The organism is Chryseobacterium antibioticum (genome assembly GCF_012927325.1).
Lineage (GTDB): Bacteria > Bacteroidota > Bacteroidia > Flavobacteriales > Weeksellaceae > Chryseobacterium > Chryseobacterium antibioticum.
In genome coordinates this window covers 224,155-238,607 of the sequence record NZ_JABBGI010000001.1, presented here as the reverse complement: position 1 = coordinate 238,607, position 14,453 = coordinate 224,155, and the positions used below count along the sequence as shown (strand labels likewise).

The window sequence follows — 14,453 nt, the reverse complement described above, 5'->3', positions numbered from 1 at the left end:
ACCTAAGAAGTTCGGTCGTTATTTCCAGTAATACAAATCTTGTCTTTCTATATAATCTTCTGGTAATAATTGATGGTTTCATCAACCATCTTATCAATGCCGAATTTTAATTCTATTAATTTCCGGGCATTCAGTGATAACCTGTTTCTCAGAGCATCGTCTTTAAAAATAAGACCTATCTTTTCATGGAAGTTGTCTTCCTCAGCAATCAGGCCGTTGACGGGCTCCTGTATAATTTCTTTGAAGGAGTCTATCGCAGAACATACAACAGGTTTCTGCATGGCCATTACCTCGAGCAAAGATAAGCTAAAATTTTCACCTTTGGAGGGGAAGCATACGACCTCTGCCTTGCTGATGAGCTGGACGATTTCGGTGCCGGATTTACTGCCATAAAAATGAATCGAATTTCTGGTCTTTGTATCGTGAATATTCTCAGTAATATAGGTGGGATAATGATTAGGATTTCCTATGAAATGAAGGGATGCTTCAGGATAATTTTTTTTAAGTTTGATAAAAGAATTAATCAGCGTTTCGGCTCCCTTTTCAAAAGAGACATTTCCTAAAAAGAAAACAGATTTAGGAATAATTTCTACATTTTCTGCAGGTGTGTAGAATTGTTCATCAATACCGTTGTAAATGAGCTTTGGATCTTTGATGGCGAACAGGCTCTTATTGATCGTTTCATTATACCTGGAGATGGTAATAATGTTTTTTGAATTTTTAAAAGCTTCTTTCTCACAGAAAATCCGTCCCTTATGAACTTTTTTATAGCCAAAATATTTTTCAAGTATAGACCATGAGCCGTGACATCTGATCACATAAGGAAGTCCTTTAGGAATAGTAAGAGCCAAACCGTCAAAGTCATGGGTTTCCGCAATGTCAAAGTGAAGATCATTTTTTTTAATCCAGGCACTTATTCTATCTGATATTATTTTTTTCTCGGACAAATAGGTCTTAAAATGGACTTGTTCAAATGCTTTTACTTTTCCGGTAAAAGATCGTACCAGCTCAAGAAGAGGATTGGCTTTGAAAATATCCTTGATAGAATGAATGTTCACTCCATCTTCCTTAAGATCAAATGCATATTTTGAGATCAGGAAAACATGTACTGAGATCCCTCTTTTTACAAGTTCTGTACATAAATTTTTATAAAAAACGCCTGTGCCACCTACTTTGGGGTTGCGGGAACATTGGTACTCCCGGGTTACGATAAGTACATTTTTTATTGCTTTCATGAATTCAGTTTAAATACAGTATTTACCCAATGATCAAGAGTATACTTATAATAAACTTCCTCAGGCAGTTTTTCGTATGGCGTAGTGAAAAAATCTTTTTTTACATTACGGAAATTCTTATCCAGTACCAAAATGTTGTTGGGATTATAAAAATCATAAGTTTTGATGGTAGGATTATCGGTAATGATTTTCTTTTCCAGAGCCATTGCTTCAAATATTCTGAAGCTGAGTCCGGTTTGATCAGCACGCATGAGATCAAGAATAACTTTCGTGTTCTTATAATAAGCCGGCAATGCGTGATGAGGTATTTTTTTTCTTCCGAATTTTAAAATGTCAATATTCTTTTGATCAATGAACTGATTCAGCTTGTTTTTCCAGCCTTTCTTTCCTGCGATATATACTTCAAATTTTATTTTCATAGACGACAGTCTGTTGATCAACAGATTCAAGGCCGTGAGTCTTTTTTGATCATAAGAAGTAATATAAAATAAATCCAATTTTGGATGCTGCTTGGATGCTGGAACATGCTCAAGATAATTATAATTGGTAATTTTTTCAAATCCGAAATTTTTAACATCCTCATCATCAAAAGAAAATACAGTGTCAAAATAATGCAAAAGATGAGTTGCCGGATTTCTGGCCATACTGTCATAGAGATAAGCGATGTTCCGGTCTGCGTATTCTCTTATTTTTTGATGGATGCTTTCTTCAATAGCTTCAGGATTGATGACCAAAATCTGATCCTGTTTGCCAATTTTTTCCAGAGATTCCAATATGAAACTTTGTCTTTTGTGATATTTCGGGTTTTTTCCCAGAAAAATTTTACTGAAAGTGTTTTTTATACGCTCTCCGGTATTTTTATGGGTAAAGGCTCCGATGTTGATGTGGCAAGCCTGAATGCCTCTATCACTCAGTTTTTCTACGATGTGTTCATCATAATGCCAGAAATCGAAGCTGATTAAACAAATTTTCATACTGCAAAAATAAAAATTTCATATTTAAATTTATATTTTTGATGCAAAGCCTTGCTATAATGAGACAGAAAATTTTAATTGATGCCGAAAGATTGAAGTATCCGAAGTCGGGAATTGCTAACGTATGTGTTTCATTAATAAAGGGTCTGGACGAGAAAACGTCTGATTTTGAATATACTTTTTACGGACCAAAAAAAAATATTCCACAGACGAAAAAAAACTTTAATATTATCGACTGGAAGTTCTGGCAAAAGAAATTTTCTATCAATACCCAATCTTTTTCCCTGATCCATACCGCTCACCAGCTTTCTAAATATTTTCATACGGTAAAAAAAGGGCAGAAAAAAGTAGTGACACTCCACGATCTCAATTTTCTCCACGATGGAAGCTCTGAACAAAAAATTAAAAAAGCTATAAAAATTGTTCAGAAAAATATAGGGAATGCAGATGCCGTGGTGTGTATTTCTGAATTTGTGAAAAATGATTTTCTTAAAAATAGAAACCTTTTTACTTTAAAAAATAATGTCAGCGTAGAAGTGATCTACAACGGACTGATCTTTCCTGAAACTCCAGAATTCAAGTCTGAGTGTACTTATAGTTTCATGGGTAAAAAATACATTTTAAATATTGGAGTCCTTTTTCCTAAAAAGAACCAGGAAGTCCTGCTGGACCTTATTTCACAGAATGACAGGGATTTGGTGCTTGTAACTTCTTCCGCGAAATCTGCTTATAAAGAGAAGTTTCTGGAGAAAATAAAGACATTAGGATTAGAAAGTAGAGTCCATATCCTGGAAAATATAGATAATAATGAGAAGTATTTTCTGCTGCAGCACTGTGAATCATATTGCCACCCATCATTGGCTGAAGGTTTTGGAATTCCCCCTGTAGAAGCAATGTATTATGGAAAACCTGTCTTTTTAAGTAAATTGACGAGTCTTCCTGAAATTGGTGGAGAACTGGCTTTTTATTTTGAGGATTTCTCGGGAGAGCATATGCAACATGTGTATGCATCCGGAATGCAGGCTTACGGAGCTAAAACAGATGAATACGCTTCACAATTAAAAGAAAGAGCATTGAAGTTCGGATATCGCGAAATGGCTGATGCTTACGAAAAACTTTACAGTGAACTGCTGAATTAAAGCTTAATCTTTCCGAGCCTTAGTTTCCACTTAAACACGCTGAAGCTGTCGCCCCCTTTAATATCAATTCTTTTGATCTCAAATTTATTCTTCCAGGGATAATAGGCAATATTATTACCGATACGCACCGCAGAAGTAATTCCGGCTTTTTCAAGCATGGCAAAAAAATTCTTTTTCTGTTCTTCCTTTTTGGGAAACTTGCCGTATGGGTAGGCGAGGACCTTTGTAAACCGGATCTTTTTTTCCTCAAGGTTACGGATGTTTTCCTGAAGGTCGTCCGCCGCTTCCTGCAGAGAAATCTGTGAATAGTTCTTGTGGGAATGACTGTGTAGGGCAATTTCAACATATTGAGGATTAAGAGATCTGATCTCTTCAAACGTCATCATATTGCGGTTTTTATCTGCCTCATTATTCTGAATAAGCCCGGTTGGGATGAAAATCGTAGATTTTAGCTGGTATTTTTCCAGTAACGGAACTAGGTATTGAAGATTGTTGAGATAGCCGTCATCAAAAGTCAGGATGAGTTTAGCCTTCAGATGACTGCTGGTACTTAGTTCATTAAAAAATAAAGTGTTATAATGATTTTTAATGTATTGGAACTGTTTTTCAAGATCTTCTGCCGATACGGTAAGAAAATCTTTACCAGAGATTTCTTTCTCCGGAAGAACTTTATGATACATGAGGATACGTACACTCTCTGTACTTGAAAATCCAAGAGTCCTTTTAACAAATCTGATCATGGTTATCTGAATTTTTAGATTATAATTTTCATTAAATTTGTTCCTGAAAAAATTATGGTCCCTGTAATTCTATTGTTTTTATGGATGAGCTAATCTATTACCTGTTATAGGGTATGAGTCTACATAAACAGACAACTGTTACACTACTCAAAATTAATTAAATAATGAATGCAGTAGCTTAAAAATACATTAAAATACGTTTGAGATACTGAACAATTAAGCGCAAAGCTAATAAAGAGAGGTTAAATAGGTGCTTTAAAAGGATAAACTGGAACCATTCGACTTATATATAGCCGATTGTGTGGTTAAAAGAGGTAATGAGTCTGTTAGGGGGTAAAAAACAAACAGCCGGCTGCTGTAAAATTAGTGGCAGTCCGGCTGTTTTTTATTTCTGTCCAAAGGATATTATTTGAATTTGAGAATTTCGTTGATCTTTATATATTTCAGGAAAGTATAAAATGCACCCGTGATAGAAATATAAAATCCTGCAACACCATCCAGAAAGCCAAACTTGAAAAAGTATGTTTTCATAAAATCATAAAAAGGAGAAAATATAACCTTAAAAAGAGATACTGATTTTCCACTGGAAACCTTTTTTTCGGCCATCAGCTGGGTGTAGTTGTTGATCTTTTCAATATGATGGGCAATACTTTTATAAGTGTAATGGTTGATGTTTCCAGGCAGTTTCCCTTTTCTGTCCTGTGTAATAAAGCATTCATGTACCAGATCATCAGTATATTTCCCATGACCTTTTTTGAAGAATCTTTCCCTCCAAACATTGCCCCAACCTCCGTATTTAATGGTTTTCTTCAGCAAAATATTGTTGAAGTGGATCTCATAGACGTTATAAGACGGATTGGAATTTTTTAAAATTTCTTTAATAGCATGTACAGCTGTTTCATCCGGAACTTCGTCGGAATCAAGGAACAAGATCCATTCTCCCGAAGCTTCAGACAGGGTATAGTTTTTCTGACAGCCGAAGCCGAGAAATTTTTTTCTGATAAATTTTACTTTCGGAAACCCGGTACAGATCTCCTCAGTTTTGTCTGTGGAAAAAGAATCAACGACAATAATCTCATCAGCTATTTCGTAAATGCTATTGATACTTTTCTCTATGATTCTTTCTCCATTTAGAACAATATAACAGACTGATAACTTCATTAACGAAATTCTGTAATAGTTTTTTCAATAATTTTGACACAGTCTAATAACTGCTCTTCTGTAATAACCAAAGGCGGAGCCAATCTGATGATATTTCCGTGGGTTGGTTTTGCCAGAAGTCCGTTTTCTTTCAGCTGAAGACATAAGTTCCATGCTGTAGAGCTGTCCGGAGTGTCGTTGATCAAAATAGCATTTAAAAGACCTTTTCCTCTTACTTTGGTAATAAGGCTGTTCTTTTCGATAATCTTTTCGATCTCAGATCTGAAAAGCTGGCCTAATTGTTCAGCTCTTTCTGAAAGTTTTTCATCAGCAACCACATCCAATGCGGCTACTGCTACTGCGCATGCAATAGGATTTCCTCCGAATGTAGAACCGTGTTGTCCCGGCTTAATTACACTCATGATGCTGTCATTGGCCAATACGGCTGATACAGGATACATTCCTCCGGAAAGGGCTTTTCCTAAGATCAGAATATCCGGCTGTACATTTTCGTGGTGACATGCGATTAGTTGTCCTGTTCTTGCAATACCCGTCTGAACTTCGTCAGCAATGAAAAGGACGTTATATTTTTTACATAGTTCAGAAGCATTTTTCAGATAACCTTCGTCCGGAACATAAACACCGGCTTCACCCTGAATAGGCTCCACTAAGAATGCGGCTATATTTCCTGCTTCTCTGTTGAGTACTTCTTCCAGTGCTGCAGTATCATTGTAAGGAATTTTGATGAATCCAGGAGTGAAAGGGCCATAGTTTAGGTTGGCATCAGGATCATTAGAGAAAGAAACTATCGTTGTTGTTCTTCCGTGAAAATTATTTTCACAAACGATGATCTTAGCTGCATTTTCTGAAATTCCCTTTACTTCGTAGCTCCATTTTCTGGCTAATTTTACGGCAGTTTCTACGGCTTCAGCTCCGGAGTTCATTGGAAGAACCTTATCGAATCCGAAAAGAGTGGTAATTTTTTGCTCGTATTCGCCAAGATTTGAATTGTAGAATGCTCTTGAAGTCAGGGCCAGTTTTTGTGCCTGATGTACTAATGCTGCTACAATTTTAGGGTGAGAATGTCCTTGGTTCACAGCAGAATATGCTGAAAGAAAATCATAATATTTCTTGCCTTCTACATCCCATACAAAAACGCCTTCCCCTCGGTCAAGAACCACTGGAAGTGGGTGATAGTTGTGCGCTCCATGTTTGTCTTCAAGGTCAATAAAATACTGTGAGTTTTTTGCTGTTGCTGCTGTTGACATATGTTCTGGTTTTCTACAAATTTAAGCATTATTAATGAGATGCATGAACAAAAACGTAATACGGTACACGACAGTAATTAAAGTGTATTTTAGGGTTGGATTACGATGTTTTAGAAAATATTTCTTTTACAAATCACGCAATGCAGGTTTTATATCTTTGAAGAATGGAATTTTTTTTCTTTGGATTTTGAAGAAAAAAAGCACAACTATTTTCGGACTATGTTTTTTGTTAATCAATTCTGCAGTATCTGTAACTTTTTTTATATAAATTGAGAGTACCGCAAAAAAGACAGAATAGTATTCCTATTGTTGGGTGTACTATTCTGTCTGTTATTTTTATCTGATGTAGAATTACACTCTTAAGATGGCCATTCTCCTCTATAAGAAGACGTTCCAAGATCAATTTGTTCTGCACTGATAATGAAAGTAATATACATACTGTTGTCGTCTACTGCATCGAAATCCAATTCATGCTGGATCACATATCCGTTCTCCCATTTCAAGGTTGTCATTGTTCCTTCTTCGTGAGATTTATTGAATGTTACCTCTCCTGTTGTAGGCTTATACTTTCCGTTAAGAAGGCTTTCCAGGATGTCTGATTTTTCAGTAGCTTCTACTGTGATTTTGACTAATGCATTGGAAGGGTCTGAGGCTACTCTTCCGGATACGTCTGTAGAGCGGGATACCGTGTAGTTAAGTTTTAATAACTTCTGTCCTTCACCGCCGTTGAATTTTAAAATTCCTCTTGAATTTCTTTCTGCCATGATAGTAAATTTTAATTGTTAATTATGTGTTTTGTTATCTTATGTTACCAAAAATAAAAGTAATTATAGTATCAAAAAAAAATTTTTGAAGAAATTTTAAAAAGTGTCGTAATTCTTCGACTGACAATTGTTAGGGTTCTATTTGTTGTTAATCAGTAGTTTATGGGGTCTGTAGTAACTGCTTGGTAGCTTCCGATGGATGGGGAGGTGGAAGGAGGATAAGAAAAGGAGTTCCAGGATTTTTTGAAAAAAATAAATGATACTAAAGACATAGAAATAAAAAAACTGCCCCGAAAGAGGCAGTTTGAAATTTATATATCAATAATCTTAGTGATTATCATACTTTCTATCCATTACAAAATCTTCCATGAATTTTGTTGTATAGTTTCCTGCTAAATAATCTTCATTATCCATCAGCTGTCTGTGGAAAGGAATGGTAGTTTTCACCCCTTCAATATAGAACTCTTCCAAGGCACGTCTCATTTTAGCGATAGCTTCTTCACGGGTTTGAGCCGTTGTGATAAGCTTAGCGATCATTGAGTCATAGTTAGAAGGAATTGTATACCCTGAATACACGTGAGTATCTACTCTGATTCCGTGTCCGCCAGGAATATTTAATCCTGTGATTTTCCCTGGAGACGGTCTGAAGTCTGCATAAGGATCCTCAGCGTTGATTCTACACTCGATGGAGTGTAGTTTCGGGTAATAGTTGATTCCTGAAATAGGAGTTCCTGCTGCAAGAAGAATCTGCTCTCTGATCAGGTCATAATCAATAACCTGCTCAGTGATAGGGTGCTCTACCTGAATTCTTGTATTCATTTCCATGAAATAGAAATTTCTATGTTTGTCTACAAGGAATTCAATAGTACCTACTCCTTCATATCCAATGAATTCTGCAGCTTTTACAGCGGCTTCACCCATTTTCTCACGAAGTTCGTCAGTCATGAACGGAGAAGGAGTTTCTTCGGTCAGTTTCTGGTTTCTTCTCTGTACAGAACAGTCTCTTTCAGAAAGGTGACATGCTTTTCCGTACTGGTCACCAGCAACCTGGATTTCGATATGTCTAGGCTCTTCAATCAGTTTTTCCATGTACATTCCTCCGTTTCCGAAGGCAGCCACAGCTTCCTGAATAGCAGACTCCCAGTGATCTTTAAGGTCTTCGGCTTTCCATACCGCTCTCATCCCTTTTCCACCACCACCTGCAGTAGCCTTGATCATGACAGGATATCCTGTTTCTGCAGCCACTTTTACAGCATGCTCGTAAGATTCAATCAATCCGTCAGAACCAGGTACACATGGTACACCTGCAGCTTTCATGGTTGCTTTAGCGTTTGCTTTATCTCCCATTTTTTCGATCTGCTCAGGAGAAGCACCAATAAACTTGATGTTGTTTTTCTGACAGATTCTGGAGAAGTTGGCATTTTCAGACAGGAATCCATAACCTGGGTGTATAGCATCAGCATTGGTAATTTCTGCCGCCGCAATAATGTTAGGGATTTTAAGGTATGAGTCTTTGCTCATAGGAGGACCTATACAAACTGCTTCATCAGCAAATCTTACGTGAAGACTATCTTTGTCTGCAGTAGAATATACCGCAACGGTTTTGATCCCCATTTCTTTGCATGTACGTAAAATACGCATTGCAATTTCGCCACGATTGGCTATTAATATTTTTTTGAACATCTCTCCGAAATTTTAAATTATAAATTTTGAATTTTAAATTATTTTAAATGAAAAGGATTCATCTAAAATTTATAATCTTTCATCTAAAATTCCTTAAGATGGATCTACTAAGAATAAAGGCTGATCGTATTCTACCGGAGTAGCATCATCTACCAAGATCTTCACGATTTTTCCGCTGATCTCAGAATCGATCTGGTTGAATAACTTCATTGCTTCGATTACACAAACTACTTTTCCTATAGAAACCTCGTCGCCTACGTTTACGAATACATCTTTATCCGGAGATGGCTTTCTGTAGAAAGTCCCAATCATTGGAGACTTAATCGTAACATATTTGCTGTCATCAGATACGGGTTCAGCTTTTTCAGCAGGAGCCGCCGGAGCTGCTACATGAGCTGGAGCTGCTGCAGCCTGAGGAGCTGTATGGTAAACTGCTGGTTGTGCATAAACCGCATCGCTACCGGCTAATGGAGTTTTAATAGTGATTTCGAAATCTTTAGTTTTGTATTTTACTTCTGAAACTTCAGCCTTAGATACAAACTTGATAAGATTTTGTATGTCTTTAATGTCCATAAATTTGATATTTGATTTTGTCCCAAAGATACCAAAAAAACATAAAAAACAACAAAAAACCGCCCGATTTTATCAAAATTGGGCGGTTTTTGTATTAAAATGAGGCTTTTCAGTGAAAAGCGACTCTTAGTTTTCTTCTGTAGTTGCTACTTCTTTTTCCAATACTACTTTACCTCTGTAGTAAAGTTTTCCTTCATGCCAGTGAGCTCTGTGGTAAAGGTGAAGTTCACCAGTTGTTGCATCTTTCGCTAATTGAGGAACTACTGCTTTATAATGAGTTCTTCTCTTATCTCTTCTTGTGGACGACTGTCTTCTCTTAGGATGTGCCATTTTGAATAACTTTTTTAATTGATGAGCGATGAGATTCATCATCTCATCATATTTAAATTATTTTATTTAATTATTGTCTTTTAACTTTCTCAGCGCTTCCCATCTCGGGTCGCTTTCATGTTTCTCTTCTTCCTCTTCAGGTTCTTCAATATCTTTTGGACTGAACCTGTTTAGAATCTCAAGATCTTCATCGCTTACATTCGGTGAAATTTTTTTCATCGGTATAGAAAGCTGTACATTTTCGTAGATCAGTTGTGCCACATTGAATGCATGATCTGAGGCTGGAATAGTAATGACATCTTCATTGCTGTCGTCATATTCTTCACCAAAATGTACCAAAATTCCAATCTCGTTTTCAATAGGATGCTCGAATTCATCATTCGTGAGATCACAAATGAGTTCTACTGTCCCGTCTACTTTGATCTCAAATTCTAAAAAGGTAGTATGTTTTTCAAGAAAAACATCGGCTACTATTTTAGGATTTGTAAATTCCTGTTCAGTGTCAAATAATTGAAAGAACGTATTATCTATCTCAAATTTGAACACGTGCTTTCCGTTTTTGAGTCCGGAAAAGCTTACGTCATAGTTTCTTAACTTGTCCATAAAATGAGTGTGCAAAAATATGCAATTTTTTTATAATAACAAATAAAATCCATAACAAATTAATTTAAAATTTGTTTTAACGAATTATGCCTCGTTTTCATCCGGCAGATCCTCATCTACTCCGTTATCAACAGATACTTTTCTCGGTTGCATACGGTTGGTCATCAGATCGTTATATTCACTTCTGTTCTTGAAGATTTTAATAGCAGTGAAGATGGCTTCTGTAAAACTCTGTTCATCGGCAATGTTTTTCCCAGCAATATCATAGGCAACACCGTGGTCCGGCGAGGTTCTGATAAAGGGAAGTCCGGCCGTATAATTCACCCCTTCTTCATAAGCTAATGTTTTGAATGGAGCCAGCCCCTGGTCGTGATACATAGCTAAAACAGCATCGAAATTTTTATATTTATTTGGCTGGAAGAAGCTGTCTGCAGGATAAGGCCCGAAAGCCAGTGTTCCATTATCTGAAAGTTCTTTAATGGCCGGTTCAATGATCTCAATTTCTTCTTTTCCAATCACACCGCCATCTCCTGCATGGGGGTTCAATCCCAATACGGCAATTTTAGGTTTCGAAATGCAGAAATCTTCAATCAATGTCTGATTCAGGGCTCTGATCTGTTTTTTTATTTTTTCTTTGGAAATATTTTCTGCAACGCTGGCAATCGGGATGTGGTGAGTAGAAACGGCTACTTTCAGATCTTCAGTAACTAAGAACATCAGTCCTTTCTTACTGAATTTTTCTTCAAAATATCCTGTGTGTCCGGCATGCTTAAAGCCCATTTTCATCATTTCATCTTTATTGATGGGCGCTGTAACCAGAACGTCAATGTCGCCTTTCATTAAGGCTTCAGTAGCCAGTTCCAGAGAATCAATCGCCATTTGGGTAGATTCTTCCGTTGGGGTTCCTAATTCTACGTTCACATTGTCCTTGGTCAGGTTTACCATATTGAGTTTTCCTGGCTGCGCCTGGGAAGCTTCGTTGACGTAGTTGAAATTAAGATTCAGCTTGAAAATATTTTTCTGGAAGGTAAATAACTTTCCCGAGCCAAAAATCACCGGAGTGAAAAAGTCCGTAATGGTTTTGTCTTTCAGAGACTTCATGATGATTTCCGGGCCAATGCCGTTAAAATCACCGATTGAAATTCCTACTCGTACTTTATGGTTTTTTGGGCTCATTTTGATTATCTTTGAAGATTATAATTTACAAATTTAGCAAAAAATAATATGTTCACAGGAATTATTGAAGCAGTTGGTGTTATTGAAAAGATTGAAGAAAAAGGAAGCAACATAGATTTCACCTTAACATGTCCTTTTACCAGCGAATTAAAAATAGACCAGAGCCTGGCTCATAACGGATGTTGCCTGACGGTTGTTGAGATTAAAAACAATCAATATGTAGTAACGGCAATCAATGAAACATTAGAAAAGACCAATCTTGGAAAATGGGATGTTGGTACAGTCGTCAACCTTGAACGATGCATGAAAATGGATGGAAGGTTAGATGGACATATTGTGCAGGGGCATGTTGACAAGACCGGGGAAGTGGCTGGTATAGAAAATAAAGACGGAAGTTACTTTATTACGGTTAAGTATGAAGATGACGGTAATTTCGTAACTGTTCCACAAGGATCCATTACGGTGAACGGAATTAGTCTTACTGTAGCAAAAAGCGAAGACACCCAGTTTTCCGTTGCTATTATTCCGTATACCTGGGAATTTACCAATATGCAGCATCTGAAAATCGGAGACAAAGTAAATTTAGAATTTGACATCATTGGTAAGTATATTGCTAGGTTAATTAAAAAGTAGGATGCCAATAAGTAAATACAAAGGATACAGCTTAAGGAACCGCGTGTTTTTCGGATTCCTACTCGTATGTTTTTTAAGTGTTGTTGCCACATCGCTGGTTCCCTATTTTGTCTTAAGGAATAATTCTCTGCAGCAGAGTAATATTGATATGCAGGAGAAGACCAATGCTGTGATGAGATATCTCGATTATGCGGTTAGCCGAACTCTTGTAGAGACAGAGGATCTACCAAACGTATTGGGAAATAAGATTTTTGAAATAGCAGATATCAACCAGCACGATATTGTGATCTATGATCTGAAAGGAAGTTACCTTCTTTCCAATAAAGATGAAAGTCTGATCGATCAGAAAACAATTCCTATCAATATTGTTAATAAAATTCTGGCCACTGATTCCAGAGTTGATATCAGAGGATACGACAAGACCAAAGATGCAGGACGTACTTCATCTTATCTGCTTTTGAAAAACAATGAGCTGGAACCTATAGGGATCGTATATATTCCTTTGTATCACAATGAATCCGCCTATCTGGATGTTCTTCACCAGTATATCAAGTATATTCTTTTGGTAGATATTTTTCTTATTCTGTTCAGTATCTGGATAAGCTGGGTAACTTCTAACAGCCTAGCGAAAAATATCACTAAATTTTCTGATATGATCACCCGTATTACATTATTTGAAAATGAAATGCGCCCGATCAGATATTATAAAAATGATGAGCTTAATGCCTTGGCTAGAGCTTATAACAGAATGATCCTACAGATTCAGGACCAGAAAGAAAGACTTAGATTCAAAGCATCTGAAGAGGCCTGGAGGGAAATGGCAAAGCAGGTAGCTCACGAAGTGAAGAATCCGCTTACCCCAATGAAGCTTACCATTCAGAATTTTGAAAGAAAATTTGATCCTGAAGATCCGAATATCAGAGAAAGAGTAAAGCAGATGAGTAAAACCATGGTAGATCAGATCGACCTGATTGCTACTGTTGCTTCAGCTTTCTCGGAATTTGCAAAACTTCCGGAAAAAAATAATGAGGTCATTAACCTCAATACCGAAGTTGAAGATATTCTGCGTGTTTTCAATGATGACAGTATTTTTATGCATTCCAATAAAGGGAACATCATGATCAATATGGACCGGATTTATCTGTCCAGGATCATTACCAACCTTGTAACCAATGCAAAACAGGCGCAAAGTGATGAGCGCAAACTGATCATCAATGTAGATGTGGAACAGCATCAGAGAAGGGTGATGATTTCTGTACAGGATAACGGAATCGGGATTCCGGAAAATATGTACGAAAGAATATTTGAACCTAATTTTACCTCTAAAAACAGTGGAATGGGACTTGGTCTTTCTATGGTCAGAAAAATGATCGAGGATTACAAAGGTGAGATTGCTGTGAAATCAGAAGTAGGGAAGGGGTCTACATTTACTATTACACTGCCTACCAATTTATAGTGAAGCCTTTTAAGTTTAAATATTTTGAAATTCAGCAGTCAAAAGACGTCTTCCGTGTAGGCACGGATGGAGTATTGCTTGGTGTTTTAGCCAATGTGGTCAATGCTTCGCGAGTTTTGGAAGTAGGAACAGGAACTGGCTTGATCTCATTAATGCTTGCTCAAAGAAATACCCGGGCATTTTTTCTGGGTCTTGATATCAATGAAGAGGCAGCTTTGCTTACCCAAAGAAATTTTGAACATTCACCTTTTCATGTACGACTGAAAAATATTCATCAGGATCTTAAAACTTTTGAAACAGAGACGAAATTTGATCTGATTGTTTCAAATCCCCCTTATTTTGAAGAATCTCCTTCAGATAAAGACAAAATTGCACGTCAAACCGTGGAACTGAACTTTCAGCAACTTATTGAATCTTCTGGAAAACTACTGTCAGATGATGGTGTTTTGTCGGTTATTATTCCTGCCGAGGCTGGAGATGTTTTTATTCAAACGGCTTTAGAAAATAGCTTATTTCTGATGCGGAGAGTTCATATTAAAGGAATTGAAAATTCAAAAACAAAAAGAGTAGTTCTTGAATTTTCATCAGGAGAAATACCGGTTGAAGAATCTGATTTTGTTATAGAAAAAAGTCCGAGACAATACTCGGACTCATATCTTGAACTCACAAAGGAGTTTCATATCTTTAAAAAATAGAATTTAGAAGCTAGAGATTAGAAGTTAGATGATTAAGTTTCAGC

General features: G+C 36.8%; 15 protein-coding genes. 4 read left to right on the top strand and 11 right to left on the bottom strand.

The features are described from left to right. Positions 1-47 precede the first annotated feature (47 nt). On the bottom strand, positions 48-1,235 hold the full coding sequence (locus HHL23_RS01165; RefSeq protein WP_169233002.1) for a glycosyltransferase family 4 protein: 1,188 nt from the start codon (positions 1,233-1,235) through the stop codon (positions 48-50). Then, on the bottom strand, positions 1,232-2,209 hold the full coding sequence (locus tag HHL23_RS01160; RefSeq protein ID WP_169233001.1) for a glycosyltransferase family protein: 978 nt from the start codon (positions 2,207-2,209) through the stop codon (positions 1,232-1,234). Before HHL23_RS01160 ends, HHL23_RS01165 begins: the two co-directional genes overlap by 4 nt. A gap of 59 nt (positions 2,210-2,268) precedes the next feature. On the opposite strand from HHL23_RS01160, the gene HHL23_RS01155 reads away from it, so the two are divergent. After that, entirely contained in the window at positions 2,269-3,348 is a 1,080-nt protein-coding gene (locus tag HHL23_RS01155; protein WP_169233000.1) for a glycosyltransferase family 4 protein, read from the top strand. Here HHL23_RS01155 and HHL23_RS01150 read toward each other — a convergent pair. From HHL23_RS01150 to pdxA, 9 genes are all read right to left on the bottom strand, one after another. Then, positions 3,345-4,088 carry a polysaccharide deacetylase family protein gene (locus tag HHL23_RS01150; protein ID WP_169232999.1) on the bottom strand — a complete coding sequence of 248 codons (744 nt, stop codon included), beginning with the start codon at positions 4,086-4,088 and terminating at the stop codon, positions 3,345-3,347. The two genes, HHL23_RS01155 and HHL23_RS01150, sit on opposite strands and share 4 nt — an antisense overlap. Before the next feature lie 405 nt (positions 4,089-4,493). Next, positions 4,494-5,249: a glycosyltransferase family 2 protein gene (locus tag HHL23_RS01145; protein WP_169232998.1), complete on the bottom strand. Its 756-nt coding sequence runs from the start codon at positions 5,247-5,249 to the stop codon at positions 4,494-4,496. Further along, the gene (gene rocD, locus HHL23_RS01140) at positions 5,249-6,496 is read right to left on the bottom strand and encodes an ornithine--oxo-acid transaminase (RefSeq protein ID WP_169232997.1); all 1,248 of its coding nucleotides are present in this window, start codon (positions 6,494-6,496) and stop codon (positions 5,249-5,251) included. Before rocD ends, HHL23_RS01145 begins: the two co-directional genes overlap by 1 nt. 359 nt (positions 6,497-6,855) lie before the next feature. Beyond that, positions 6,856-7,260: a type VI secretion system tube protein TssD gene (gene tssD / locus HHL23_RS01135; protein WP_169232996.1), complete on the bottom strand. Its 405-nt coding sequence runs from the start codon at positions 7,258-7,260 to the stop codon at positions 6,856-6,858. Between the two features lie 327 nt (positions 7,261-7,587). Beyond that, the gene (gene accC / locus HHL23_RS01130) at positions 7,588-8,943 is read right to left on the bottom strand and encodes an acetyl-CoA carboxylase biotin carboxylase subunit (RefSeq protein ID WP_076508879.1); all 1,356 of its coding nucleotides are present in this window, start codon (positions 8,941-8,943) and stop codon (positions 7,588-7,590) included. A 93-nt stretch (positions 8,944-9,036) separates the two neighbouring features. Next, positions 9,037-9,516 carry an acetyl-CoA carboxylase biotin carboxyl carrier protein gene (gene accB, locus HHL23_RS01125; protein ID WP_169232995.1) on the bottom strand — a complete coding sequence of 160 codons (480 nt, stop codon included), beginning with the start codon at positions 9,514-9,516 and terminating at the stop codon, positions 9,037-9,039. Between the two features lie 126 nt (positions 9,517-9,642). Further along, positions 9,643-9,846: a 50S ribosomal protein L32 gene (rpmF, locus tag HHL23_RS01120; RefSeq protein WP_007843326.1), complete on the bottom strand. Its 204-nt coding sequence runs from the start codon at positions 9,844-9,846 to the stop codon at positions 9,643-9,645. A 66-nt stretch (positions 9,847-9,912) separates the two neighbouring features. After that, positions 9,913-10,449, bottom strand: a complete 537-nt coding sequence (locus HHL23_RS01115; RefSeq protein WP_169232994.1) for a YceD family protein — start codon at positions 10,447-10,449, stop codon at positions 9,913-9,915. A gap of 84 nt (positions 10,450-10,533) precedes the next feature. Further along, positions 10,534-11,625 carry a 4-hydroxythreonine-4-phosphate dehydrogenase PdxA gene (gene pdxA / locus HHL23_RS01110; RefSeq protein WP_169232993.1) on the bottom strand — a complete coding sequence of 364 codons (1,092 nt, stop codon included), beginning with the start codon at positions 11,623-11,625 and terminating at the stop codon, positions 10,534-10,536. A 48-nt stretch (positions 11,626-11,673) separates the two neighbouring features. Here pdxA and HHL23_RS01105 point away from each other — a divergent pair, with 48 nt between their 5' ends. The 3 genes from HHL23_RS01105 to HHL23_RS01095 are packed head-to-tail and all read left to right on the top strand — an operon-like array spanning position 11,674 to position 14,409. Next, the gene (locus tag HHL23_RS01105) at positions 11,674-12,258 is read left to right on the top strand and encodes a riboflavin synthase (RefSeq protein WP_169232992.1); all 585 of its coding nucleotides are present in this window, start codon (positions 11,674-11,676) and stop codon (positions 12,256-12,258) included. 1 nt (position 12,259) lies between these two features. Further along, a complete protein-coding gene (locus HHL23_RS01100) occupies positions 12,260-13,714 on the top strand; it encodes a sensor histidine kinase (protein ID WP_169232991.1) in 1,455 nt (484 codons plus the stop codon). Continuing rightward, on the top strand, positions 13,714-14,409 hold the full coding sequence (locus HHL23_RS01095; RefSeq protein ID WP_169232990.1) for a tRNA1(Val) (adenine(37)-N6)-methyltransferase: 696 nt from the start codon (positions 13,714-13,716) through the stop codon (positions 14,407-14,409). Before HHL23_RS01100 ends, HHL23_RS01095 begins: the two co-directional genes overlap by 1 nt. Positions 14,410-14,453 lie beyond the last annotated feature (44 nt).